Annotated in this window: 26 protein-coding genes; 14 read left to right on the top strand and 12 right to left on the bottom strand. The window is 72.2% G+C overall.

Going from position 1 to position 24286, the window contains the following annotated elements; translation table 11 throughout:
• The first annotated feature begins 191 nt into the window (after positions 1 to 191).
• On the top strand, positions 192 to 917 hold the full coding sequence (locus SNOUR_RS17795) for a phosphatase PAP2 family protein (RefSeq protein WP_067348245.1): 726 nt from the start codon (positions 192 to 194) through the stop codon (positions 915 to 917).
• Positions 918 to 1038: 121 nt separating this feature from the next.
• Here the strand turns inward: SNOUR_RS17795 and SNOUR_RS17790 are convergent, their stop codons facing one another.
• Positions 1039 to 2625 carry an FAD-binding oxidoreductase gene (locus tag SNOUR_RS17790; RefSeq protein WP_067348242.1) on the bottom strand — a complete coding sequence of 529 codons (1587 nt, stop codon included), beginning with the start codon at positions 2623 to 2625 and terminating at the stop codon, positions 1039 to 1041.
• Positions 2626 to 2857: 232 nt separating this feature from the next.
• A complete protein-coding gene (locus SNOUR_RS17785; protein ID WP_067348239.1) occupies positions 2858 to 3043 on the bottom strand; it encodes a hypothetical protein in 186 nt (61 codons plus the stop codon).
• A gap of 170 nt (positions 3044 to 3213) precedes the next feature.
• On the opposite strand from SNOUR_RS17785, the gene SNOUR_RS17780 reads away from it, so the two are divergent.
• Together SNOUR_RS17780 and SNOUR_RS17775 are read left to right on the top strand one after the other, a co-directional pair.
• Positions 3214 to 4074 (top strand): SCO4651 family lipoprotein, encoded by an 861-nt coding sequence (locus tag SNOUR_RS17780; protein ID WP_067348236.1) that lies wholly within the window; start codon positions 3214 to 3216, stop codon positions 4072 to 4074.
• Positions 4075 to 4191: 117 nt separating this feature from the next.
• Positions 4192 to 4395, top strand: coding sequence for a hypothetical protein (locus SNOUR_RS17775; protein WP_039634044.1), 204 nt, complete (start codon positions 4192 to 4194; stop codon positions 4393 to 4395).
• 34 nt (positions 4396 to 4429) lie between these two features.
• On the opposite strand, the gene SNOUR_RS48370 is transcribed toward SNOUR_RS17775, so the two are convergent.
• Positions 4430 to 4846 carry a metal-sensitive transcriptional regulator gene (locus tag SNOUR_RS48370; protein WP_067358448.1) on the bottom strand — a complete coding sequence of 139 codons (417 nt, stop codon included), beginning with the start codon at positions 4844 to 4846 and terminating at the stop codon, positions 4430 to 4432.
• A gap of 194 nt (positions 4847 to 5040) precedes the next feature.
• On the opposite strand from SNOUR_RS48370, the gene SNOUR_RS17765 reads away from it, so the two are divergent.
• On the top strand, positions 5041 to 5661 hold the full coding sequence (locus SNOUR_RS17765) for a DUF47 domain-containing protein (protein ID WP_067348233.1): 621 nt from the start codon (positions 5041 to 5043) through the stop codon (positions 5659 to 5661).
• A 10-nt stretch (positions 5662 to 5671) separates the two neighbouring features.
• On the top strand, positions 5672 to 6670 hold the full coding sequence (locus SNOUR_RS17760; RefSeq protein WP_067348230.1) for an inorganic phosphate transporter: 999 nt from the start codon (positions 5672 to 5674) through the stop codon (positions 6668 to 6670).
• Positions 6671 to 6805: 135 nt separating this feature from the next.
• Here SNOUR_RS17760 and pstB read toward each other — a convergent pair whose 3' ends face one another.
• The 4 genes from pstB to pstS all read right to left on the bottom strand — a co-directional run bounded on the left by pstB (position 6806) and on the right by pstS (position 10912).
• Entirely contained in the window at positions 6806 to 7582 is a 777-nt protein-coding gene (pstB, locus tag SNOUR_RS17755; RefSeq protein WP_067348227.1) for a phosphate ABC transporter ATP-binding protein PstB, read from the bottom strand.
• A 33-nt stretch (positions 7583 to 7615) separates the two neighbouring features.
• On the bottom strand, positions 7616 to 8695 hold the full coding sequence (gene pstA, locus SNOUR_RS17750; RefSeq protein ID WP_067348224.1) for a phosphate ABC transporter permease PstA: 1080 nt from the start codon (positions 8693 to 8695) through the stop codon (positions 7616 to 7618).
• On the bottom strand, positions 8692 to 9687 hold the full coding sequence (gene pstC / locus SNOUR_RS17745; protein WP_067348221.1) for a phosphate ABC transporter permease subunit PstC: 996 nt from the start codon (positions 9685 to 9687) through the stop codon (positions 8692 to 8694). Before pstC ends, pstA begins: the two co-directional genes overlap by 4 nt.
• 94 nt (positions 9688 to 9781) lie before the next feature.
• The gene (pstS, locus tag SNOUR_RS17740) at positions 9782 to 10912 is read right to left on the bottom strand and encodes a phosphate ABC transporter substrate-binding protein PstS (RefSeq protein WP_067348215.1); all 1131 of its coding nucleotides are present in this window, start codon (positions 10910 to 10912) and stop codon (positions 9782 to 9784) included.
• Positions 10913 to 11436: 524 nt separating this feature from the next.
• Between pstS and SNOUR_RS17735 the strand changes: the two genes are divergently transcribed.
• Both SNOUR_RS17735 and SNOUR_RS17730 read left to right on the top strand, forming a co-directional pair.
• Complete coding sequence (locus SNOUR_RS17735; RefSeq protein ID WP_312632620.1) at positions 11437 to 12468, top strand: C40 family peptidase; 1032 nt, start codon at positions 11437 to 11439, stop codon at positions 12466 to 12468.
• A gap of 467 nt (positions 12469 to 12935) precedes the next feature.
• A complete protein-coding gene (locus SNOUR_RS17730) occupies positions 12936 to 14552 on the top strand; it encodes a PP2C family protein-serine/threonine phosphatase (protein ID WP_067348214.1) in 1617 nt (538 codons plus the stop codon).
• A gap of 56 nt (positions 14553 to 14608) precedes the next feature.
• Here SNOUR_RS17730 and SNOUR_RS17725 read toward each other — a convergent pair whose 3' ends face one another.
• The 3 genes from SNOUR_RS17725 to SNOUR_RS17715 all read right to left on the bottom strand — a co-directional run bounded on the left by SNOUR_RS17725 (position 14609) and on the right by SNOUR_RS17715 (position 16228).
• Positions 14609 to 14950: a DUF2516 family protein gene (locus tag SNOUR_RS17725; protein ID WP_174717879.1), complete on the bottom strand. Its 342-nt coding sequence runs from the start codon at positions 14948 to 14950 to the stop codon at positions 14609 to 14611.
• 148 nt (positions 14951 to 15098) lie between these two features.
• Positions 15099 to 15743: a hypothetical protein gene (locus SNOUR_RS17720; RefSeq protein WP_067348211.1), complete on the bottom strand. Its 645-nt coding sequence runs from the start codon at positions 15741 to 15743 to the stop codon at positions 15099 to 15101.
• A gap of 32 nt (positions 15744 to 15775) precedes the next feature.
• Positions 15776 to 16228, bottom strand: coding sequence for a helix-turn-helix domain-containing protein (locus tag SNOUR_RS17715; protein WP_067348208.1), 453 nt, complete (start codon positions 16226 to 16228; stop codon positions 15776 to 15778).
• A 209-nt stretch (positions 16229 to 16437) separates the two neighbouring features.
• On the opposite strand from SNOUR_RS17715, the gene SNOUR_RS17710 reads away from it, so the two are divergent.
• The 4 genes from SNOUR_RS17710 to SNOUR_RS17695 all read left to right on the top strand — a co-directional run bounded on the left by SNOUR_RS17710 (position 16438) and on the right by SNOUR_RS17695 (position 19894).
• Complete coding sequence (locus SNOUR_RS17710; protein WP_067348199.1) at positions 16438 to 16779, top strand: hypothetical protein; 342 nt, start codon at positions 16438 to 16440, stop codon at positions 16777 to 16779.
• Between the two features lie 7 nt (positions 16780 to 16786).
• A complete protein-coding gene (locus tag SNOUR_RS17705) occupies positions 16787 to 17971 on the top strand; it encodes a glutathionylspermidine synthase family protein (protein ID WP_067348197.1) in 1185 nt (394 codons plus the stop codon).
• Positions 17972 to 18166: 195 nt separating this feature from the next.
• Complete coding sequence (gene thrS, locus SNOUR_RS17700; RefSeq protein WP_067348194.1) at positions 18167 to 19402, top strand: threonine--tRNA ligase; 1236 nt, start codon at positions 18167 to 18169, stop codon at positions 19400 to 19402.
• A 63-nt stretch (positions 19403 to 19465) separates the two neighbouring features.
• Complete coding sequence (locus tag SNOUR_RS17695; protein WP_067348191.1) at positions 19466 to 19894, top strand: hypothetical protein; 429 nt, start codon at positions 19466 to 19468, stop codon at positions 19892 to 19894.
• On the opposite strand, the gene SNOUR_RS17690 is transcribed toward SNOUR_RS17695, so the two are convergent.
• Entirely contained in the window at positions 19884 to 20798 is a 915-nt protein-coding gene (locus SNOUR_RS17690) for a maleylpyruvate isomerase N-terminal domain-containing protein (protein ID WP_067348188.1), read from the bottom strand. The genes SNOUR_RS17695 and SNOUR_RS17690 overlap by 11 nt on opposite strands.
• A gap of 32 nt (positions 20799 to 20830) precedes the next feature.
• Entirely contained in the window at positions 20831 to 21790 is a 960-nt protein-coding gene (locus SNOUR_RS17685; RefSeq protein WP_079142746.1) for a putative protein N(5)-glutamine methyltransferase, read from the bottom strand.
• A gap of 401 nt (positions 21791 to 22191) precedes the next feature.
• On the opposite strand from SNOUR_RS17685, the gene SNOUR_RS17680 reads away from it, so the two are divergent.
• The 3 genes from SNOUR_RS17680 to SNOUR_RS17670 all read left to right on the top strand — a co-directional run bounded on the left by SNOUR_RS17680 (position 22192) and on the right by SNOUR_RS17670 (position 24228).
• Positions 22192 to 22611, top strand: a complete 420-nt coding sequence (locus SNOUR_RS17680; RefSeq protein ID WP_067348185.1) for a hypothetical protein — start codon at positions 22192 to 22194, stop codon at positions 22609 to 22611.
• On the top strand, positions 22608 to 22979 hold the full coding sequence (locus SNOUR_RS17675; RefSeq protein ID WP_079142745.1) for a winged helix-turn-helix domain-containing protein: 372 nt from the start codon (positions 22608 to 22610) through the stop codon (positions 22977 to 22979). The genes SNOUR_RS17680 and SNOUR_RS17675 overlap by 4 nt, the downstream gene beginning before the upstream one ends.
• A 262-nt stretch (positions 22980 to 23241) precedes the next feature.
• The gene (locus SNOUR_RS17670) at positions 23242 to 24228 is read left to right on the top strand and encodes an aldo/keto reductase (protein ID WP_067348182.1); all 987 of its coding nucleotides are present in this window, start codon (positions 23242 to 23244) and stop codon (positions 24226 to 24228) included.
• Positions 24229 to 24286 lie beyond the last annotated feature (58 nt).

Raw genomic sequence — 24286 nt, 5'->3', positions numbered from 1 at the left:
AAGCTTCGATAACGTCCTGGTGATCATCCCGTGGAGAGTGGAACGACGGGGGTGGGCCGCGCGTTTCCTTGGCGTGGGGACACAGCAGCGCCCGCGGCAGCACGGGCTCGACGGCCACACAGATCGGCAACGGGGGTTGGTAGCACTGGGCGGCGCTCGCAGGGCGCGCGGAAGATAAGGGGCCACGGCAGATGGCTGGACTCGCATTCGAGGGGCCGAACCCCGATGTCGACGTGCTCGACGGCATCAACGGCCTCGCGAAGGACGCCCCGCAGTGGGTGAACCGCGCGATGGAGTTCATCGGTGAGTACGGCATCATCGCCGCCCTCGGAGTGCTGTGTCTGATCGCCTGGTGGGTCGCCCGCCGTCGGCCCGAGCGAGGGCCGGCCGCGATCGCCGGACTGGTCTGGGCGCCGCTGGCCGCCGGGTTGGCGCTGCTGGCCAACATCCCGATCCGCGGGTTCGTCGAGCGCCCCCGGCCGTTCAAGGACCACGCCGGGCTCGCGGTGCTGATCCCCGGCAAGAGCGACTTCTCGTTCGTCAGCGACCACGCCACGCTCACCATGGCCGTCGGCGTCGGCCTGTTCATCGCGCACCGCCGGTTCGGCCTGATCGGGATCGGGCTGGCGCTGCTGGAGGGCTTCTGTCGGGTCTACATGGGCGTGCACTACCCGACGGACGTGATTGGCGGGTTCGCCCTCGGCACGGCCGTCGCGCTGCTGCTGGCGCCGCTCGCGCAGGCGCTGCTGGTGCCGCTGACGACGGCGATCGAGCGGTCGCCGCTGGCCTGGCTGGTCCGGGCCGGGGGCCGGTCGACGGAGCGGGCGGCGGACGGCCGCGACGCCGAGCCCGGCCCGATGATGGCCGCCGAGCCGGCGCTGCGCCACCACGAGCGGGACAAGGACCTGGCGGCCTGAGGCCGTCCGCCGCGGCACGACGGCAGGACGGTGCGACGGCGCGCCGGACGCGCAGGGCGAGGGCCCGGCCCCTGGGGAAGGGGCCGGGCCCTCGGCGTTCCGGGCGCGGGTCGGGGGAGCGTCAGAGGGCCTGGGCGAAGGTGCTGAACAGCCGCTGCGGGTCGTAGGTCTGCTTGACCTTGTCGAGGCGGGCGGCGCCCGCGCCGTAGTAGGCCGACTTCCAGTCGGACAGGCCGGGGTCGGTGTAGTTCTGGTACGCCGCGCCCGAGGAGTGGCGGCGCATCGCGCCGTGGAAGGCGTCCAGCCAGGCGGTGCGGGTGGCGCCGGAGCCGCCGGCCGGCCAGGACGCCAGGTACTGGGCGAGGAAGCGGGACCGGCGGTGGACGAAGGCGGTGTCGCCGGTGCCCACGCGGTTGATCGCGCCGCCCAGCGCGGTCAGCGCGACGTTGCCGGTGACGCCCTTGCGGCCGCCGCTCTCGATCTGCGCCAGCAGGGTCTGGATGCCCGCCGCGGACAGCGAGCGGTCGAAGAAGTGCGAGCGGGCGGCGTAGGTCTCCCGGCCCAGCTTTCCGTCCCCGGTGTGGCCGGGGAGCGTGCCCGGCATGTGGCACTGCGCGGTGGACTTGGAGGAGCAGCCCGCGTACGCCTCCATCGCGTCCAGGTAGCCGATCGGGGTGAGGCTGACGCGGGTGGCGGGGCCGGGGCCGCCGGGCTGGTCGGCGAGCTTGTCCACGGCGTTCTGCAGGTCGCGGTAGCCGCCGAGGGAGAAGGCCGCGACGGAGACGGCCGGGGTGCCGCCGGGGCGGGCGTCGAAGTGGGCGGCGGACCATATCTCGTCGGCCTGGTCCGGGCCCCACTTCTGCCAGGAGCCCAGCACCGCCGCGGCCTTCGCCCACGGCCAGGTCATGTACGCCATCACCGCGCGGGGCGCCGGGTGGGTGCGGAAGCGGAGCTCGGTGACCACGCCGAAGTTGCCGTTGCCGGCGCCGCGCAGCGCCCAGAAGAGGTCGGGGTGGTGGTCCTGGTCGCAGTCGACGGTCTTGCCGTCGGCCGTGACGACGGTCGCGCCGACCAGGCTGTCGCAGGTCAGGCCGTACGCGCGGGAGACCACGCCGTGGCCGCCGCCGAGCGTCAGCCCGGATATGCCGACGGTGGGGCAGGAGCCGCCGGGGACCGTGACGCCGTGCGGGGCGAGTCCCTCGTAGACGTCGATGAGCTTGGCGCCGGCGCCGATCCGGGTGGTCCCGCCGGACGGCGCGCCGACCTTGTTCAGCGCCGAGACGTCGATGACGAGCTTGCCGTCGCCGCTGGAGAAGCCGGCGTAGGAGTGGCCGCCGCTGCGGATGGCGACGGGGGCGTTGTAACGCCGGGCGAAGGCCAGGCACTCGGCGATGTCGCCGGGGTGCTCGACGTAGGCGATGGCGGACGGCTTCAGGTTGTCGAAGCGGGTGTTGTACAGGCGGCGGGCGGAGGCGTAGGCAGCGTCGGTCGTGCGTATCAGGTCGCCGTCCAGGCCCTTGCCGAGCGCGCTCCAGGCGGCCTGGGTGGCGGGGCTCTTGGCGGTGGCCGCGGTGCTCATGGCTCCTGTGGTGGTGCCGGTGGAGGAGGCCGCCGCGGCGGGGCGCCCGCCCGAGCCGCAGCCGGTGGCCCAGGCGAGGGAGGTGGCCGCGATTCCGCCGCCGGCCGTCAGGAGTGTGCGCCGCTTCACTGGGATGAATCCCCCTTGGTTGTCGTACGGTCCGGCCCCGGCCCGCCGGTCGTCCGGCCGGTGGGCGCGGGGCGCTGTGCCGGGACACCGCACCGGGCGGGGTGGGCCGGGCACGCCCCCGTCGTGCCGTGCCGTCCGGTACCCGAGTGAAGTCCGTTGCCGCGTGGTGCCGTTGTGTCCCTCACTACCCAGATGCGGCGCGGGGGGTGGTGGGTTCCCGGAACGGACCGGGTCATTCCACGGGGCGCTCCGGGGCGGCGTCAGGGCCGCTGTGCACGTCCGCCTGGTGGCGCTCGGCGTCGGTGCGTGCCTGGGAGCGGGCGCGGCGGGCCATCCCGGTCCAGCCGCACGCGCAGCGGGCCAGGCAGAACGAGCCGCGCTCGGTGGTGAACGTGCGGTGGGGGGCTTGTTCGGGCACCCGCCCACGCTACGCGCCGCACGGCCCGTTGCGTGACGAGCCCCCGTAACGGTCGTTGAACGGATCGGTCGACGCACCGTCGGAGGAGCGGGGGCGGGACGTCCGACCGTCCCGAGCGGACCGGCCGGCCCAGGCGGTCCCGAACACAGCGGCCGAGGGGGCTCGTACGCATGGTGGTGCAGGACAGACGAGGCGGGACGGTCGCCGCGGCCGTGGCGTGCGGGACGGGGCTGATGGCGGGGCTGCTGGCGACGGCGGGCTGTTCACCGGACGGGGCCGCGGCCGACGACCAGGTGGTGCCGGGGCGGGTGGCGGCCGCGGTGCAGCTGCGGCGCAGCGCCGAGGCGCTGGTCCGGGCGGGGACCGCCAAGCTGCGGACGGCGATGGAGACGGTCAGCGGTGGGACGCGGGTGGCGATCCGGGGCGCCGGCGGCTACGACTTCGCGGCCGCCAGCGGGCAGTTGCGGATGGTGCTGCCGGATCTGAAGGGCAAGCCCAGCGGCGGTCACCAGCCGATCACCGAGATCCTGGCGCCGGGCGCGCTGTTCATGAAGAACCGCGGGGCGGGGGTGCCGGCCGACAAGTGGGTGCGGGTGGACACCGCGACGCTGTCCGACGGGAATCTGGTCACCGGTGGCGCGACCGATCCGCTGGCCGCCGCCGAACTGCTGCGCGGCGCGCGGGAGGTGGCGTACCAGGGGGAGGAGCGGCTGGGCGGTGTGCTGGTGCGGCACTACCGCGGCACGACCGACCTGGCCGTGGCCGCCGGGGTGGCGTCGGCGCGCAGCAGGCCCGCGCTGGTGGCGGCGGAAAAAGGGTTCACCACCGTCGTGGTGCCGTTCGACGCGTATGTGGACACCGCCGGGCGGCTGCGCAAGCTCCGCCAGCGGTTCCGCTTCGCCAACGGTGTGCCGCAGGGGGCGCCGGTGGTCTCCACGACCGAGTTGTACGGGTTCGGCACCAAGGTCGTGGTGCGGCTGCCGGACCGGCGCGACATCTACACCGGGAAGATCGCCTCGGCGTCCTCGTAGGGCGCCCCGGTGGACTCGCGGACCGGAAATGGTCCTTCCGTGCCATGTGCGGGGCGGGCGGCCCTCCCTACGCTGGCGGTAACCACCGCGGCGTGGGAAGGCGCTCGAAGGGAGGAGGTGTCGGACGTGCCCGCCCATCGCCATCCGACCGTTCAGGACCAGGTGGCCCTCGCCGAGATCGACCTCACCGGTGAGTTGATGATCGCGGCGGCGGCCGCGAGCGAGGACCGGCTCAGTACCGACCGGATCGACGAACTGCTGCACGTGGCCGGACCCCCGCGGGGGGACGGGGCCGACCGGGAGGCGCCGGACACGCCCTGACGCGCCCGGCGGACGGTCTCGACCGGCTCCGCGGTCAGCTCCGCAGCATCCGCTCGATGGCCTTGGTCGCCTCCTGGACCTTGGCGTCGATGGCGTCCGGGCCCTTGGCGGCCGCGTCGGCGACGCAGTGCCGCAGGTGCTCCTCCAGCAGTTGCAGGCCGAAGGACTGCAGGCCCTTCGTGCTCGCCGAGACCTGGGTGAGTATGTCGATGCAGTAGACGTCTTCTTCGAGCATGCGCTGGAGGCCGCGGATCTGGCCCTCGATGCGGCGCAGTCGCTTGATGTGCGCGTCCTTTTGCTTGGCGTAGCCGTGGCCGCCGGGTGCCGGACTCTCCGCAGCGGTATCGGTCACAGATCCGGCTCCGAGGCGGGGGTCGGATTCCGACTGGGGGCCGTGGCAGGCCGCGGCGGCTGCGGTGCCGCCGCTGGTGCCCGCGTCCGTGGTCGTCATGGCCATCTCCCGTGGTATTGAGGCGATCCGTATACCCCCGGCGGGTATATCGTACCGAAGTTTGCGGGCACCCGCGGTACCCCGTGCAGAGCATGCTGCCCGATGGGCGACACTGAAGGAATGCCGGTTAGCTGTGGCTGGATGATGCGCCTAGCATCAACTCGACCGAATCCGCTGTACCCCGAGGATTACACGTGCGCTTTCGTCTGACCCCCAGGGAGACGAGCTTCTATGACATGTTCGCGGCGTCCGCCGACAACATCGTCACCGGCTCCAAGCTCCTGATGGAACTGCTCGGGGCGGACGCCTCCGCACGGGCCGAGATCGCCGAACGGATGCGGGCGGCGGAGCACGCGGGGGACGACGCGACGCACGCGATCTTCCACCAGCTGAACTCCTCGTTCATCACGCCGTTCGACCGCGAGGACATCTACGCCCTCGCCTCGTCGCTCGACGACATCATGGACTTCATGGAGGAGGCCGTCGACCTGGTCGTCCTCTACAAGATCGAGGAGCTCCCCAAGGGCATCGAGCAGCAGATCGAGGTGCTGGCGCGGGCGGCCGAACTGACCGCCGAGGCCATGCCGAACCTCCGCACGATGTCGAACCTCACCGAGTACTGGATCGAGGTCAACCGCCTGGAGAACCAGGCCGACCAGATCCACCGCAAGCTGCTCGCGCACCTCTTCAACGGCAAGTACGACGCCATCGAGGTGCTCAAGCTCAAGCAGATCGTGGACATCCTGGAGGAGGCGGCGGACGCCTTCGAGCACGTCGCCAACACCGTCGAGACCATCGCGGTCAAGGAGTCCTGAGCCCTCAGCCATGGACACCTTCGCACTCGTCGTGACCATTGCGGTCGCACTCGGTTTCACCTATACCAACGGCTTCCACGACTCGGCGAACGCGATCGCGACCTCGGTCTCGACGCGGGCCCTGACCCCGCGCGCCGCGCTGGCGATGGCGGCCGTGATGAACCTCGCCGGTGCCTTCCTGGGCAGCGGCGTCGCCAAGACGGTCAGCGAGGGGCTGATCGCGACCCCGCACGGCGACAAGGGGATGGGCATCCTCTTCGCCGCGCTGCTCGGCGCGGTGGTCTGGAACCTCGTCACCTGGTACTTCGGCCTGCCGTCGTCCTCCTCGCACGCGCTGTTCGGCGGCATGGTCGGGGCGGCGCTGGCCGGCGGGACGCAGGTGATCTGGTCCGGCGTGGTCGAGAAGGTCGTCCTGCCGATGTTCATCTCGCCGGTGATCGGGCTGGTGCTCGGCTACCTCGTGATGGTCGTGATCCTGTGGCTGTTCCGGAAGGCCAACCCGCACAAGGCCAAGCGCGGCTTCCGCATAGCGCAGACCGTCTCGGCCGCGGGCATGGCACTCGGGCACGGCCTGCAGGACGCCCAGAAGACCATGGGCATCGTGGTGATGGCCCTGGTCATCGCCGATGTCGAGAAGGCCGACGACGCCATTCCGCTGTGGGTCAAGCTGGCCTGCGCGATCACCATGTCGCTCGGTACCTACGCGGGCGGTTGGCGCATCATGCGGACGCTGGGCCGGCGGATCATCGAGCTGGACCCGCCGCAGGGCTTCGCCGCGGAGACCACGTCCGCCTCGGTGATGTACGTGGCGTCCTTCATGTTCCACGCGCCGATCTCCACCACGCACGTGATCACCGCCTCGATCATGGGCGTGGGCTCGACCAAGCGCCCGCGCGCGGTGCGCTGGGGCGTGGCCAAGAACATCGTGATGGGCTGGTTCATCACCATGCCGGCCGCGGCGCTGGTCGCCGGTCTGGCGTTCTGGCTGATCAAGCTGGCGTTCGGCTGACGGCCGGGAGCCGACACCCGTAGGACGGCGAAAGGGCCCGCCCCCTGATCGAGGGGGCGGGCCCTTCGTCCTGCGGTGGCACCGCCATGCAGCACCGCAGGACACCGGTGGGCGGCCGACGGGAGGCTCGACGGCCTAGCCGAAGCGGCCGGAGATGTAGTCCTCCGTGGCCTGGACCGAGGGGTTGGAGAAGATCCGCTCGGTCTCGTCGATCTCGATGAGCTTGCCGGGCTTGCCGACGGCCGCGAGGTTGAAGAACGCCGTGCGGTCCGAGACGCGCGCGGCCTGCTGCATGTTGTGCGTCACGATGACGATCGTGAAGCGCTCCTTGAGCTCCCCGATCAGGTCCTCGATGGCGAGGGTGGAGATCGGGTCGAGCGCCGAGCAGGGCTCGTCCATCAGCAGCACCTGCGGCTCGACCGCGATGGCGCGGGCGATGCACAGCCGCTGCTGCTGGCCGCCGGACAGGCCCGAGCCGGGCTTGTTCAGGCGGTCCTTGACCTCGTTCCAGAGGTTGGCGCCCTTGAGGGAGCGCTCGACGATGTCCTTCAGCTCGCTCTTGCGGTACTTGCCGTTGAGGCGGAGGCCGGCCGCGACGTTGTCGAAGATCGACATCGTCGGGAACGGGTTGGGGCGCTGGAAGACCATGCCGACGGTGCGGCGGACGGCGACCGGGTCGACGCCGGCGCCGTAGAGGTTCTCGTCGTCCAGCAGCACCTTGCCCTCGACGCGGCCGCCGGGGGTGACCTCGTGCATCCGGTTCAGGGTGCGCAGGAAGGTCGACTTGCCGCAGCCGGAGGGGCCGATGAAGGCGGTCACCGAGCGGGGCTCGACGGTCATGGAGATGTCGTCGATGGCCTTGTGGGCACCGTAGTACGCGTTCAGGCCGCTGACGTCGATTCGCTTGGCCATGGGGATCACTGCTTCTTTCTGTTCGCGGCTCGGTCAGCGGCCGGCTTTGGGGGCCTTCCAGCGGGCGATGCCGCGGGCCACCAGATTGAGGACCATGACGAAGGCGATCAGCACGAGTGCCGCGGCCCAGGCCCGGTCGTAGGAGGCGTCGGAGCCCTGCTGCCACTGCTGGAAGACGTAGAGCGGCAGGGACTGCTGGGCGCCGTCGAAGGGGTTGTTGTTGATCGTCTTGGCGCCCCACACCAGCAGCAGCACCGGGGCGGTCTCGCCGGTGATGCGGGCGATGGCGAGCATCACGCCGGTGGTGATGCCGCCGATCGACGTGGGCAGGACGACCTTGAGGATCGTGCGCCACTTGGGGACGCCGAGGGCCAGGGACGCCTCGCGCAGCTCGTTCGGGACGAGCTTGAGCATCTCCTCGGTGGAGCGGACCACGACCGGCATCATGAGGATCGCCAGGGCCATCGAGCCGGCGAAGCCGGACGGGCCGAAGCCGAGGATCAGGATCCACACGGAGAGGACGAACAGGCCGGCGACGATCGACGGGATGCCGGTCATCACGTCCACGAAGAAGGTGACGACCTTCGCGAGCCTGCCGCGGCCGTACTCGACGAGGTAGATCGCGGTCAGCAGGCCGAGCGGGGCGGCGATCAGGGTCGCCAGGCCGACCTGCTCCAGAGTGCCGATGATCGCGTGGTACACGCCGCCGCCCGGCAGCGCGTCGGGGAGCGTGCCCATCGAGTGGGACAGGAAGTAGCCGTCCAGGACCTTGGTGCCGCGGGCGACGGTCTCCCACAGCAGGGAGGCGAGCGGGACCACGGCGAGCAGGAAGGCGGTCCACACGACGCTGGTGGCCAGCCGGTCCTTGGCCTGGCGGGTGCCCTCGACGGCCGTGGTCAGCAGAAACGTCACGACGACGAAGAGCAGCGCGGCGATCAGGCCCCACTGGACGGTCGAGTCCAGGCCGGCGGCCAGGCCGATGCCGCAGCCGGCGCCGACGGCGACCAGGGCGAGGACCGGCAGGGTCCAGCGGGGCAGCCGGGACTGCTGGAGCGCGAGCGGGGGGCGGGACCCGGCGACCTTGCGGTGGCGGTGGCTGGTGGCGACGGTCATGAGGAGGCCCCCGAGTACTCCTTGCGGCGGGCGATGATCAGCCGTGCGGCGCCGTTGACGAGCAGGGTGATCACGAAGAGGACGAGGCCGGAGGCGATCAGGGCGTCCTGGCCGAAGGTGTCGGCCTCGCTGAACTTGCTGGCGATGTTCTGCGCGAAGGTGCCGCCGCCCGGGTCCAGCAGGCTGGCGCTGATCAGGAAGCTCGGGGAGAGGACCGTGGCGACCGCCATCGTCTCGCCCAGCGCGCGGCCCAGGCCGAGCATGGAGGCGCTGATGACGCCGGAGCGGCCGAAGGGGAGCACCGACATCCGGATGACTTCCCAGCGGGTGGCGCCGAGGGCCAGCGCGGCCTCCTCGTGCATCCGCGGGACCTGGAGGAAGACTTCCCGGCTGACGCTGGTCACGATCGGCAGGATCATGATCGCGAGCAGGATGCCGACGGTGAACAGCGAACGGGCGGCGCCGTTGCCGTAGCTGAAGATCCCGGTCCAGCCGAGGTAGTCGTTCAGCCAGCCGTACAGGCCGCTCAGGTGCGGCACGAGGAAGAGCGCGCCCCACAGGCCGTAGACGATGCTGGGGACGGCGGCGAGCAGGTCGATGACGTAGCCCAGCGGGGAGGCCAGCTTGCGCGGTGCGTAGTGCGAGATGAACAGCGCGATGCCGACCGCGACCGGTACCGCGATGGCCATCGCGATCACCGAGCTGACGACCGTGCCGAAGGCCAGCACCGCGATGCCGAACTTGGGCTCGGTGCCGGTGGCGTTCCAGTCGAGGGTGGTGAAGAAGTTGCTCTTGTCGCCGGATATGGCGAGCACCGAGCGGTAGGTGAGGAAGGCCGCGATGGCGGCCATGATCACCAGGAGGGCGATGCCGGAGCCCCGGGAGAGCCCGAGGAAGATCCGGTCACCCGGGCGGACCGTCCGGCCGGACACCGAGGCGGCGGCCGGTGGCGGTGGCGGTGTTTCGGATAGTGGCGATGTGGAGTAGTCCATGGGTTTCTCCGGTCTGCGGAGCCCTGGGGGGCTCCGGCGCGGCGGTGCACCGGATGGGCGGCGGCCCCGGGGGACCGGGGCCGCCGCCGGCGGGTCAGGAGAGCGTCGCGACGGTCTTGCGGACCTTGTCGGCGATCTCGGTCGGGAGCGGGGCGTAGCCGAGGGCCTTGAGGGCGTCCTGGCCGTCCTTGCTGGAGACGTAGGTGAGGAAGGACTTGGCAGCCGGCAGGGTCTCGGCCTTGTTGCCCTTGTCGCAGGCGATCTCGTAGGTCACCAGGGTGATCGGGTACGCGCCCTCGGCCTTGGTGGCGTAGTTGAGCTTCAGCGCCAGGTCGTTGGCGCCCTGGCCGGCCGGCTGGGCCTCGGAGATCGCCTTGGAGGCGTTGTCGACGGTGGCCTCGACCGGGACCTTGGCGCCGGTGTTGATCTTGACCGTCGGGATCTTGCCGGAGGTGGCGTACGACAGCTCGAAGTAGGAGATCGCGCCGCTGGTCTGCTTGACCTGCGAGGAGACGCCGGCCGAGCCGGACGCCGCCTGGCCGCCGGTGCCCTCCCACTTCTTGCCCGGCTCGTGCTTCCAGGCACCGCCGGAGGCGGCCTTGAGGTACTTGGTGAAGTTGTCGGTGGTGCCCGAGTCGTCGGAGCGGTGGAACGCCTGGATCTTCAGGTCGGGGAGCTTGGCACCCGGGTTGAGCTTCTTGATCGCGGCGTCGTTCCAGTTGGTGATCTGCGAGTCGAAGATCTTCGCCAGGGTCGGCGCGTCGAGCACCAGGTTGTCCACGCCCGGGACGTTGTAGCCGACCGCGATCGGGCCGCCGACCATCGGCAGGTCGATCGCCTGGCCGCCCTTGCAGAGCGCCTTGGACTTGGTGATCTCCTCGGGCTTGAGCGCCGAGTCGGAACCGGCGAACGCGGTCTGGCCCTGGAGGAAGGTGGTGACGCCGGCACCGGAGCCGGTGGGCTGGTAGTTGATCTCGGTGCCCTGGCAGGCGCCCGAGTAGTTCTGCACCCAGACGTCCATGGCGTTCTTCTGCGCCGACGAGCCGGAGGCGAGCAGCTTGCCCTTGCCCTCGCACTTGATGTTGGCCGCCTTGGCGGAGCTGCCGCTGCCGCCACTGCCGCCGCTGGTGTTGTCGGAGCCGCACGCGGTCAGGGCCAGGGCACCGGAGACGGCGAGAGCGCCAACGGCGAGGGCGCGAACCCGGTTCTTGCGCTGAAGCTTCACTGTCGAGAGTTCCTTCCTGGTGCGCGCCGTTTCCTCGGCGTGCGGGTGGTGACGGATGGGGGCGCGGTCGCGTTGCCTGACGGCGCGCGGCACCCTCGGTACGGCCGAAATTAGGCAGATCAGGTGAAGCAGCCGATGGACGGGAGTGAACACACGGTGAACCTCGGCCGTCGGCTGAGTGCGGCGCGGAGTGGGCGCGTGCGGTCGCCGCCGGGGCGTGTGCGGTCCGCGGGCGCGGTCGCGGAACGGCGCCGTGGAGCGCCCGGTTCCGCTGGGCGGCGCCGCCCGGAGCGCTGTATTCCGTTCGGACCTCTCCCCTTCCCTCCCGCGAAACGGCCCGTCGCCCTGTCGAATTACCGGCCGGTATGGCAGCATCCGCGCCGAGACGAGCACGCGAATCGGTGCGGAACGACCGGAGGTGACTGGTGGGGAGCCAGGGGGCACAACAGGGCGTTCGGGACGCAGGTGCGGGGCGGGGCGTACGGGGCGTACGGGGCGGTCGGCTGGCGGTCTGCACCGCGGTCGTGCTCTGTGCCACGGGGTTGCTCGGCGGGACGGCGACGGCGGCGCAGCGGACCCCGGCCCCGACGCCGCCCCCCGGGGGCGACGCCCGCCACCTCGACGAGGTGCGCAAGGAGATCGAGGGCCTCTACCGCACGGCGGAGCGGGCCACCGAGGAGTACAACGCCGCCGAGGAGCAGGTCCAGCTCCAGCAGAAGAAGATCGTCGAGCTGGCCCGCACCATCGACGCCGCCCAGCAGCGGCTGGCCGCCCTGAAGCGCCGGGCCGGCGCGCTGGCCAGTGCCCAGTACCGCACCGGGGGCATTCCCCCCGAGGCGAAGCTGGTGCTCAGCGCCGACCCGGAGATCTTTCTCGCCAATGCCGATCTCGCCCGCAAGGGGCAACAGGCCGTCAAGGGCGTGATCAGTCAACTCACGCACCTCAAAAGCGACTTGCAGGATTACGCCGAGGACGCCAGTCACCGCTGGGAGGAGCTGGAGGCCAACCGCAAGAAGAAGGACGCCGCCCGTAAGGAGATCAACGACAAGATCGACGCGGCGAAAGAACTGGAATCCCGGCTGGCCGCCAAGGAAAAGGAACGGCTGCGGAAACTGGAGGACGACCAGGCGCTGCTGGCCCAGCAGAAATGGCTCGACTCCGGCGTACTCAAAGACATCAGCAACAAAGCGTCCGAGCAGGGCAAGAAGGCTATTTCGTACGCCACTTCGCAGATCGGCAAGGATTACGTCTGGGGCGCCGTGGGCCCGGACACCTTCGACTGCTCCGGGCTGACCCTGCGCTCCTGGCAGGCCGCCGGCCACACGATTCCGCGGACCTCGCAGGAGCAGTGGCGAGTGCTGCCCCGGGTGCCGCTCAAGGATATGCGTCCGGGCGACCTCATCATCTATTTCTCCGATGCCAGCCACGTCGGGATGTACCTCGGCGACGGCGCGATCGTGCACGCCCCGAGGCCGGGCCGGCAGGTGACGATCACGGGCGCCGGCTCGATGCCGATCCTCGGCGTCGTCCGCCCGGACGGGGGCACCGCCGACTGAGCCGGTGGGTGCGCGGTGTCCGTTCCCACGCGCCCGCCCAAGGCCGTACGGAGTGATTCCGGACATTCTTCGGGTGCCCATTCCGCGCATTCCGTTCCTTTCGAGCGGATGCGCGGCATTGTCGGACGACGGCCCGCGGCCGGATTGTTCAATTTCGTAGGGCAGGCCGTGGGATCGACCGAAAGATGCCCTTCCGTAGTGATCTGGTAGCGGAATGCGCTCGCCGGGGGTGATGTTCGTCATTCCCCTTCCATGCCGCCCCAGGTGAAATGGCTTATCCGTACCGGCATATGACGAAGGCCGCGTGCCAAAGGGCATTCCGTGCGCGGCGGTCCGGACGCTATGGTCGCCCTTCGATGCCCGGTAGCCCCCGCTCAGCCGACCGACGAGCAAGGGTCGCGCCGAGCACGGTGGTGTACCGGTCGGTACCCCACCGCGCCCCTCGGGGGAGGGAAGGAAGCAGACCGATGCCCGTACCCGTACCGCACCAGCGGACGGCCGTGCTGCCGCACCAGGCAGGACCGGTGGACCACGGCTGCGCGGAAACCGCCCGCGCCGCCGCCGTCGGCATGCCCGCGCACGGGGGCTGCCCGGAGGCTTCCGCTCCGCCGCAGGCGGCGCCCCTGGAGGCGTCCCACGGCTCCGTCGACTCCGCGCCGCTGCCCCGGGACCTGCCGGCGGCCGAGCTGCCGCGGCCGGCCGCGGACCGTCGACTTCCGGCCGGATGGGCTGCTGCCCGCCCGGCGTCCGGTCATGCGTCCGCCGACGTGGCCGACGACGTGTCCTCCGCCACACCCGAGGACCCGACGGCCGCCGCCTCCCCGGAACCGGCGTCGCAGCCCGCCCAGGGGCTGACCCTGCTCCTGATCGGCGAGGACCCCAACAGCCACGTCCCGGAGATGTGGGACTGGGCCGGCCGCAAGGTCCGGCTGCGCACCGCCCGCAACCTCACCGAGGCCGAGCGGCTGCTCACCGACGACGTGCACTGCATCCTGCTCGACCTCACTCCCGCCGATCCGCACGGCCGCGAGGAGCTCCCCCAAGGATCTCCGACGCGCTTCGCTCCGGCGGGGACTCCCGCGCACTCCCGGGCCGACGCCCCGGGCGCCCCCGGCGACGAACTGGCCGTGCTGCGGGCCGTGCTGCGGATGGCGCCCTCGCACGCCGTCCTCGTGCTCACCTGCGAGACGGACGCCGAGCGGGCCGCCGACGCGGTGCGGGTGGGCGCCCAGGACTACCTCTTCCGCGACGAGCTCGACGGCAAGGTGCTCAGCCGCGCGGTGCGCTACGCCGTGGAACGCAAGCGTGCCGACCTCGCCCAGCGCCAGCTCACCGAGTCCCGGCTGCGCGCCCAGGAGAACGCCCGCCTGGAGCGCGGCCTGCTGCCCACGCCGCTGCTCGACGGCTCGGAGCTGCGCTTCGCGACCTGCTACCGGCCCGGCCGCAGCCGCGCCCTGCTGGGCGGCGACTTCTACGACACCGTCCGCACCCCGGACGGCACCGTGCACGCCATGATCGGCGACGTCTGCGGCCACGGCCCCGACGAGGCCGCGCTCGGCGTCGAACTCCGCATCGCCTGGCGGGCGTTGACCTTCGCCGGGCTCTACGGCGACGAGCTGCTGGCCACGCTCCAGAAGGTGCTGGAGAACGAGCGCTCCGACGACGAGATCTTCGCGACGCTGTGCACCGTCGACATCTCCGAGGACGGCCACCGGGCCGGTGTGTGCCTGGCCGGCCACCCCGCGCCGCTGCTGGCCCGCGCCGGGGAGCCGCCCGAGCTGCTGCCGTACGAGTTCGGCGGCCCGGCGCTCGGCCTGCTGCCGGAGGCCCGCTGGCCGCGCCGCCAGGTCGAGCTGGGCCCCGCCTGGAGCCTGCTGATGTACACCGACGGCCTCATCGAGGGCCGCATCGGCGAGGGCAACCGGCGCCTGGGCCAGGAGGGCATGACCGAACTCGTCGCCCGTCAGATGGCGAGCGGCCTCCAGGGCGAGGAGCTGCTGGAGGCGTCGGTGCGGGAGGTCCGGGCCCTCAACGGCGGGGAGCTCACGGACGACGTGGCGGTCCTGCTGCTGGACCGGCGGTAGGCCGCGCGGGCCTCCGGGCCCGGCCGGGCCCGGAGCGGAGTCGGGCCCGACCGGCCTCAGCGACCGCCGTTGTACGGGCCGTAGGGGCCGTCCGAGCTGGAGCCGCGGCGCGGGCCGCGGCCGCCGCCGGCCACCGCGCGCAGCGCCGGGCGGACGTCGACGGTGTAGACGATCACCGCGATCATGCCGATGATCGGCAGGAACGACAGCAGCGGCAGCAGGAACATCAGCGCGGTGGCGATGCCCAGGAAGATCAGCCACATCGGCTTGCTCTGCTTGTCGGCCGCGCGGTAGGCGTCCTCGCGGCGGACGGCCGCGTCGATCAGCATCACGGCGGAGTAGACGCCGAGGCCGAGCTGAACCCAGCTCAGAATGCTCTGGAATCCGTAAATCAGCACGCCGTCCACCTGCCGTCAGCCATTCGCCCTGGAAACTCGGTCTGTCATCGCGGTTCGTGTGGCTCCTGAAGGCCCCACCGTACCCGGACAACGGGCCGGGCACGTGGGAAGTGCCCGGCCCGCCCGAAGGCCACCGCTCACCGGCGGCTCACTTCGCGGACGACGGCGGGGTGCTCTTCTTCGCCGGGCCCGCCGCGGGCTTGCGCGACGCGGTCGGCTTCTTCGCCCCGGCGGTCTTCGGCTCGGTCGAGGCGGTGGCCTTGGCCTCGGTGCGGGCCCCGGTGGCCGGCACGGTCTTGGCCCGGCCGCCGGTCTCGGTGCCGTTCTTGGCCTCGGCCTTCGGCGCCGGCTCCGGCTCGATCGCCACCGCCAGCTCCTCGACCTGCTCGGCGGCGCCGCCGCGCCAGTTCTGCACCGCGCCCCGGCCGCGCTCGGCCAGCTCGTCGTAGGTCTCCCGGGCCTGCACGGCGACCTCGGCGGCCCGGCCGACGCCGCGCAGCGCCAGCTCCTGCGCCTGGTCGCGGAACTTCTTCAGGTCCCCGTCGAGCGACCCGAGCAGCACGGTCAGCTTCTCCTGGGCCTCCTTGGCCTGCTTGGTGACCAGGGCCTGGATGTCCTTGGGGTCGGTGCTGCGGACCGACTCGAAGTGCTTGGGCGCCTCGGCCTTGATCTTCTCGACCAGCTGCGGCACCTCGCCGAGCTTCTCGGCGGCCAGGTCGGCGGTACCGGCCAGGGCGTACAGCGGGGTCGCGTCGGTCAGGGCCTTGCGGAGGTCATCGGTGGTGATGGCCATGACGTGGTTCCTCCTGGAAACGTTGGGGTTGCTCAGGTGGCGTGCGGGCCGCCGTCGGCTTCTGGCTCGTGGGGGTCGTCCCCGTCCTCGGGTCCGTCGTCGGACCGGTGCGCGGTGTCGCCGTCCGGGTCGCCGCCGTGTCCGTTCTCCTTGCGGAAGGACTCGTAGATCTGCAGCAGGACCTGCTTCTGCCGCTCGTTCAGCGACGGGTCGGTGAGTATCGCGGTCTGCACCCCGGCGCCGTCCGGGCTGCGCCGCTCGTCCAGGATCCCGGCCTGGACGTACAGCGTTTCGGCGGATATCCGCAGCGCCTTGGCGAGCTGCTGGAGGATCTCCGCACTCGGTTTGCGCAGACCGCGCTCGATCTGGCTGAGGTACGGGTTGGACACCCCCGCGGCATCCGCCAGCTGCCGCAGGCTCAGCTGCGCGGTGCGCCGCTGCTCCCGCAGGAACTCGCCGAGATTGCCGACATTGAGAGAGGCCATGTCTCGATACTGCACGGTAGCGCTAACTATTGCAAGCAAGTGCTAGCAATAGTGGCGCGCACCATGTCGGGGGCGGTTGCGCACGGTGCCCCGGGGGGGTGTCCGGTGGCGGAAAACGAGTACCCGCCCGCGGTATCGCCGGCCGGGGTGGACACCTAGGGTGGGCGGGCAAATGCGTGTTCGCGTACGGCCGGACGGGGGCGTCAGACATGGCACACAAGACGGAATCAGGACAGACACGGCGACGGCTGCGCTCCGGCGCCGTCGTCCTCGGCGGCATGGGGGCGCTCGCCGCGGCCCTCACCTCCTGCGGATCGGAACCGGACAAGCGCTGCGTGGACCCCAAGAGCTACGACAGCGCCCTGGGTTACCGGGTGGTCAGCGCGGCCCAGTGCTCGCCGGCCAAGGGGACGTCCGGCACCACCACGACCGGCCGCTGGTACTACGGGTCCGGCGGCTCCGGCCGCTACGTCAAGGGCGGCACGTTCGACAAGAGCGGCGCCGTCACCCGCGGGGGCTTCGGCTCCGGGCACGGCTCCTCGGGCGGCTGACCACGCGATGCGCCGCCACACCATCGAGCCCCGCCCCGACTGGCAGGCCCTCGTCGAGGCCCAGGGCCTGATCTACCCGCTCACCCGGTACCCCGACGACTCGCTGCGCCCCTACTGGGACGAGAGCGCCTACTACTCCTTCTCGGCCGACGAGATCGAGGAGCTGGAAGGGGTCGTCGAGGAGCTGCACGGCATGTGCCTGGCCGCCGCCGAGCACATCGTCGCCCACGACCGGTTCGCCGACCTCGGCGTCACCGATCTGCGCCTGGCCGCCCGGATCACCGAGGCATGGCACCGGCGCGCCGAACTCCCCTCCGTCTACGGCCGGTTCGACCTGCGCTACGACGGCGACGGCCCGGCCAAGATGCTGGAGTACAACGCCGATACCCCCACCTCCCTGGTGGAGGCCGCCAGCCCGCAGTGGTTCTGGATGGAGGACCGGTTCCCGGCCGCCGACCAGTGGAACTCGCTGCACGAGCGGCTGGTGGACGCCTGGAAGCGGCAGGCGGCGCTGCTGCCGCCCGGCGCCCCGCTGCACTTCGCGCACTCGGCCGCCGACGAGCTGGGCGAGGACCTGATGACCGTCGCCTACCTGCGGGAGACGGCCGAACAGGCCGGCCTGGCGACCGAGGCGATCGCCATGGAGGAGATCGGCTGGGACCGGCTCTCCGGCCGCTTCGTCGACCAGCGGCTGCGCTTCATCCGGGCCTGCTTCAAGCTCTACCCCTGGGAGTGGCTGGCCTCCGACGGCTTCGGCCCGCACGTCCTGGACACCCTCGACAACGGCGGCGCCACCGGCTCCACCCTGTGGATCGAGCCCGCCTGGAAGATGCTGCTCTCCAACAAGGCGCTGCTGGCGATCCTCTGGGAGCTCTTCCCCGGCCACCCCAACCTCCTGGCCGCCCACCTGGACGGCCCCCACGACCTGGCCGCCGGCCCCGGTTACGTCGCCAAGCCGCTGCTGGGAAGAGAGGGCGAGGGGGTCACCGTCCACCCGGCGGGATCCGCCGCCGTCCGGCGCGACGAACCGTGCTGCTACCAGGAGTTGGCGCCGCTGCCGGACTTCGACGGCAACCGGGTGGTGCTCGGCGCCTGGGTCGTCGAGGACGAGGCGGCCGGGCTCGGCATCCGGGAGTCGGCCGGCCTGGTCACCGACGGGTACGCGCGGTTCCTGCCGCACATCATCGGGTGAGAAATGCCGTGCGGGCCCGGTGGCGCGCTGCTACCGTCTGCCGCATGCAGCGCGCTGGTCTGTCCTTCACGACGACGCCGGAGAGAGTCCCGGCGCGCTGACTGCTGACCATCGAGTCGTAGAGCCCCGGGGCGAGTGCCCCGGGGCTTCGCCGTGTGGTCACTCGCTCCTCCCGTGACACACGAGGAGATCCCGATGAACGCCACCCCCGTCCACGACCACCGCCGGCTCGGCCGCGAGCTGGACCTCTTCGACACCGATCCGCTGATGGGCGCCGGGCTGCCCTACTGGCTGCCGGACGGCGCGGCGGTGCGGCACGCCCTGGAGGAGTACATCCGCGAGACCGAGCACCGCGCCGGCTACCGGCACGTCTACTCGCCGGTCCTCGGCAAGCGCGAGCTCTACGAGATCTCCGGGCACTGGGACCACTACCGCGACGACATGTTCCCGCCCATGGACATCGGCGGCGAGCAGGTCGTGCTGCGCCCCAGCCTGTGCCCCCACCACGCCCTCATCTACCGCTCCCGCTCCCACAGCTACCGCGAACTCCCGCTCAGAATCGCCGAGTTGGGCGGGATGTACCGCTCGGAACGCTCCGGGGTGCTCGGCGGCCTCACCCGCGTCCGGGCCATCCAGCTCAACGACGCGCACATCTTCTGCACCCTCGACCAGGTCGCGGACGAGGCCCGCGCCGCCCTGGACCTGATCCGCCGCGCCTACGCGGACCTCGGCATCCGGGCCGCCCGCTACCGCCTCTCGCTCCCCGGCGAGGGCGGCAAGTACGTCGCCGACCCCGCGATGTGGCGACGCGCCGCGGCCCTGCTGACCGAGGTCCTGGACGCCTCCGGCGTGCCCTACGAGGCCGTCGAGGGCGAGGCCGCCTTCTACGGCCCCAAGATCGATGTGCAGATCGCCGACCGCGCCGGCCGCGAGGCGACCCTCTCCACCGTCCAGGTCGACCTCCACCAGCCGCGCCGCTTCGACCTGTCCTACGTGGGCCCCGACGGCACCCGGCACCGGCCCGTGATGGTCCACCGCGCCGTCATCGGCAGCGTCGAACGCGCCGTCGCCCACCTCATCGAGGAGCACGGCGGCGCCTTCCCGGCCTGGCTCGCCCCCGTCCAGCTGGCGGTGCTCCCGCTCTCCGAGGACGAGCTGCCGCAGGCCGCCGACCTCGTGCGGCGGTGCCTCGAACGCGGTCTGCGCGCCGCCCTCGCAGAGCCGGCGCAGGGCACCCTCGGCGCCCGTATCCGGGCCGCCCGGCACGTCCCCTACCAGGCCGTCATCGGCCCCCGGGAGGCCCCCGCCGACCTCGTCGCGCTCCGTCTCCGCGACGGCCGCCGCCCCGCACCGCTGCCCGCCACCGAGGCGCTGGCCCGTATCGGGGCGGTGGTGGCGGAGCGCCGGGGGGAGCTGTGGGCGGACGCCTGAGGGGCTGCCGCCGGACTCCCGCCGGACTCCCGCCGGGGCTCCCGGCTGGCTATTGTCGGGCGGATGCGGAAGACACACCGGCCCCGCCGGCTCGTAGTGGGCGGTCAGCGCTGGCTGTGGACCGTGCGCCACCGGCACCCCGAGTGCCGGGAGGTGCTCTCCCTGCGCCGCGAGGGCAGGCGGGAGGTCCTGCGGATCGTCTTCCGCCCCGGCCCCGGGCGCTTCGTCCCCGACGGCTTTCTGCACTCCGGCGCGGTCATGGACGACCGGCGCCGGTCGCTCAACCTCCATGAGCCGGGCGTCGTAAGGAAGTTGCTGGACGCCGCGGTGGGGGACGCCGCCCTGCCCGACCGGACCGAGGGCTCGGGGGAGCGCGGCGGACTGCCGACGACCGCCGGGGCGCGGGAGCGGGAGCTCGACGGCTGGCCGCTGTTCGACGCCGTGGTGGGGAGCGGCCCCGCGCCCCCCTCCCCGCGTCGCCTCACTCCCTGAGCCAGAAGCTGACGGCGTGCAGCCAGGCGTCGAGCAGCGGGACGTCGCCGCTGATCTCGACCGGGCCGGTGCCGGCACCGACCGGGGCGGGCGCGGTGCCGCGGGTGGGGATGCGGCCGTAGACGAGCAGCAGCAGATCGCTCAGGGCGCCGCGGACGGTGGTGGTGGCCGGTGCGGCGAGGGCGGTGGGGGCGCCTGCCCGCGCGAGCGGGGGCGAGAGCGCGGAGGAGGACGGCCGGCGCCAGGTGAGGGCGTCGGCTTCGAGGGCGATCAGCCAGTCCGCCACGGCCTCGGGGGCGGCGTCGGTGGCCTGGAAGCGGAGGGTGTGGCCCCGGCCCATGAAATCGGCGATCCGGGGCGTGGTCTCCCGCACCACCGGCAGGGAGCCGAAGGACATCCACTCGTCGAGCGCGTCCACGGCGACGTCCTCGACGACGGCGAACGGGCGGTCGGCCCCGGTGGATCCGCCGGGGGCCCGCGCGGCCACGAAGGCGGCGTCCGCGCGGTGGACCACCGTCTCGTGCGTCATCCGGCGCGCCCAGAAGGCCGGGGTGCCGCCCGGGGCCACCGTCCACACCGGGACGTCCGGGCCGGCGGCGCGCAGGGCGTCGGCCAACCGCTCGGCGCCGTCGGTGAGCCAGGCGCCGAGCGTGACCGCGTCCACGTCGGGGTGACCGGAGACGTCGTTGACCAGGTCGTCGGGGACCGGGTCGGCCGCCCTCGTCCGGATGATCGTCTCGGCCCAGCGGTGGGCGCCGCCGAGGTGGCGCACCAACTGGGCGAGCGTCCAACCGGGGCAGGTGGGAACCGGCGCGGAGAGGTCCGCATCGTCGAGCCGGGTCCTCAACAGGGCGGTCTGGGCGACGATTTCGGCACAGTGGCGGTCGTAGCTCATCGAGGCCATGGGCTCACCGTACGGCCTGCCGCGGACGATGCTTAAGCGGTTTTCGTCCCGGTCGGGTCGGTCGTCCCCGTCGGGTCGGTCGTCCCGGTCGGACGGGGCGTTCCGGTCGGTCGGGTCGGGTCGGGCGGGCGGGTGCCGATCACGACGGTGGCGTAGAGCTCGTCGGAGGCGGCCACCCGGGGGATCAGCCCGCCGCGCCGGAAGGTCTCCACGGCCCGGGCTGCCTGGCGCTCGCCGGTCTCGATCAGTAGGTGGCCGCCCGGCGCCAGCCACCGCGGCGCCGCCGCGGTCACCCGCCTCAGCACGTCGAGCCCGTCCGCGCCGCCGTCGAGCGCCACCAGCGGCTCGTGCTCGCGGGCCTCCGGCGGCAACAGGCCGACCTCCTCGGTGGGCACGTAGGGGACGTTGGCCGTCAGGACGTCGATGCGTCCCCGGAGGTGGACGGGGAGCGGGGCGAACAGGTCGCCCTCGTGGACCCGGCCGCCGGCGGCTGCGACATTGCGGCGGGCGCAGCGCACCGCGGCCGGTTCGATGTCGCAGGCGTGCAGTTCGACGCCGCCCAACGCCGCGGCCAGCGCGGCCCCCACCGCGCCGGAGCCGCAGCACAGGTCCACCGCCACGATGCGCCGCCCAGCCCGCCCGGTCCGCCCGGAGAGCCGGCGTCCGAGGGCGACGGCCTGGCCGAGCAGGAACTCGGTGCGGCGGCGCGGCACGAAGACCCCGGGGTCCACGGCGATCCGCAACCCTCCGAACTCGGCCCAGCCGAGGACGTGTTCCAGGGGATGGCCGGCCGCCCGCCGCTCCACCAGGGCGGCGAGGTCGTCCGGGGTGGGGGCGGCGGCGATCAGGAGCGCGGCCTCGTCCTCGGCGAAGACGCAGCCGGCGGCGCGGAGTCGGGTGACGACGGCGGAACGGGACGGCTCCGCCGTCTCGGCGGAGGAGTAAGTGCCCGATTCGGCAAGGGACTTGGGAGACGGATGGGGCAACGACATGGTGGTGAGCCTTTCGGGATGCCGAGGGGCGCTTCCCGGGTCACGGATGTCGGGCGGTCACCTAAGTCGGGTGGACGCACGGACGTGAGACGGGAGCACCTGCCTGGTCTGGCGGGGAATCGGTCTCACCTCCTTGGAGCGGGCGCGTGCACGGAACGGACGCGGGCCGGCACCACGTCGGGCGCCGACGGCCGGGGCAACAGTACCCGACCAGGTGATCGACAGTCAGGAGGGGGCGTCCCGGTGCCGTTCGCGTTCGCGTTCGTGCCGCGGGCGGCGTCTGCCCGCTCGCGAAGAGCAGCCGGAAAGTACTTGTCAGATTGGAAAGTTCTTGTCAGCATGATGAGTGTCGAATGAGTGAGCGAAGACCTCGCTCGCCATGACGGATGAGGGGGACGGACATGGGGGAGTACGCATCCAGCGACGCGGCGGCCGCGTTGGCCCGCGCGCAGGAGCTGAGTTCGATGGTCCGCAAGCGCACCGCGTGGTACGTGCGGTACCAAGTCGTCTACGGCTGCGCGGCCGGTCTGCTGGTGCTCGTCATCGGCCTGGTGAAGGCCCCGTTCGGGCCGGCGATCGGCAGCGGGGGCTGGGTCGCCACGATCGCCGCGCTCTCGGTCTACGCGGCCCGACAGCCCGTCGCCCGGCGGGGGTTCGGCCGCTGGCACGGCATCCTGATCGGCACCTGGGCACTGCTCTACTCCGCGGTGCTGTGGCTCGGACTGGTCTTCTTCCGGGGGGATGCGTCCTGGTGGGTGCCCGGCGCGGTGGTGGTCTCCCTGCCGGGCCTGATAGGCGGATATCTGGAGGCCCGGAAGTGACGGAGACGCACGAGGCGACGCCGGCGGCCTCGGATGCCGCCCCGGCGGACGGGGCCGCCCCGCCGCCCGGAAGCCACCCGCGCCACGGGCTGGACGAGGTCATCCACGCCCCCGTCCGCTTCTCCATCGTGGCGACCCTGGCCGCCGCGGAGAAGGCCGAGTTCGCGTTCGTGCGCGACACGGTCGAGGTGAGCGACTCGGTCCTGTCGCGGCAGGTCGCCACCCTGGAGAAGGCCGGCTATGTCGCCGTCACCAAGGGATACGTCGGCAAGCGCCCGCGCACCTGGCTCGCCCTCACGGCGGACGGCCGGGCCGCCTTCGCCGCGCACTGCCGGGCCCTGCGGGCCATAGCGGGCACCGAAGGCTGACCCGGCGCCGCGGCGATCAGGGGACCGCGACGAGGAAACAGCGATGAGGAGGCCGCGACGGGGAGGCTGCTACGGGGAGGCTGCGACGGGGAGGACGCGCTGAGCGAGTTGCGACGAGGGAGCCGTGACGAGGGCCGCCCCGTAGATCAGTTGACTTGGAGCGCGCTCCAACTCATACCGTCGTGAACGGATCGAGGGGCGGCGGCACTGGGCCTCCCGCCCCCTCCCGTCCCGTTCGTCGTACGCACCAGGAGGCAGCAACATGATGGAGATTCCCACCCGTCACCTCGGGGGACTCGCGGTGTCCGCGCAGGGGCTCGGGTGCATGGGGATGAGCCACGGCTACGGCGCCTCGGACGACGACCAGTCGATCGCGACCATCCGCCACGCGCTCGACCTCGGCGTCACCCTCCTGGACACCGCCGACTTCTACGGGTCGGGCCACAACGAGGAGTTGATCGGCCGGGCGGTCGCCGGGCGGCGCGACGAGGTGGTGCTGGCCACCAAGTTCGGCTTCGCCAACCGGCTCGGCGAGCCGGTCGAGATCCGCGGCGACGCCGCCTACGTCCGCCAGGCGTGCGACGCCTCGCTGCGCCGGCTCGGCGTCGACCACATCGACCTCTACTACCAGCACCGGGTCGACCCCGACGTGCCGATCGAGGAGACCGTCGGCGCGATGGCCGAGCTGGTCGCGGCGGGCAAGGTGCGCCACCTCGGCCTGTCCGAGGCGGGCGCGGAGACCATCCGGCGGGCCCACGCGGTCCACCCGATCGCCGCGCTGCAGAGCGAATGGTCGCTGTGGACCCGCGATCTGGAGGAGGAGATCGCCCCGGTCTGCCGCGAGCTCGGCATCGGCCTGGTGCCGTTCTCGCCGCTCGGCCGCGGCTTCCTGACGGGGCGCTACACCTCGGTCGAGGGCCTGTCGGAGTCCGATGTGCGCCGCACCCAGCCGCGCTTCGCGGACGGCAACCTGGAGCAGAACCTCGCGATCGTGGAGAAGCTCGACGAGCTCGCCGCCGAGAAGGGCGTCACCGCAGGCCAGTTGGCGCTGGCCTGGGTGCAGCACCGGGGCGACGACGTCGTGCCGATCCCGGGCACCCGCCGCCAGAAGTACCTGGTGGAGAACCTCGGGGCCCTGGAGGTGCGGCTCTCCGCCGAGGAGCTCGGCGCCATCGACGCCGCGGCCCCGGCCGGCCTGGTCGCCGGCACCCGGTACGACGCCGGGAGCCTGACCTTCGTCGGCAAGTGAGACCACCGGCCGGCGCGCCCGAGCGGTGCGCCGGCGGGTGAGGCGGTGGGGCCGACGG

Source organism: Streptomyces noursei ATCC 11455, assembly GCF_001704275.1.
GTDB lineage: Bacteria > Actinomycetota > Actinomycetes > Streptomycetales > Streptomycetaceae > Streptomyces > Streptomyces noursei.
This window is presented reverse-complemented; position numbering and strand designations above follow the sequence as displayed.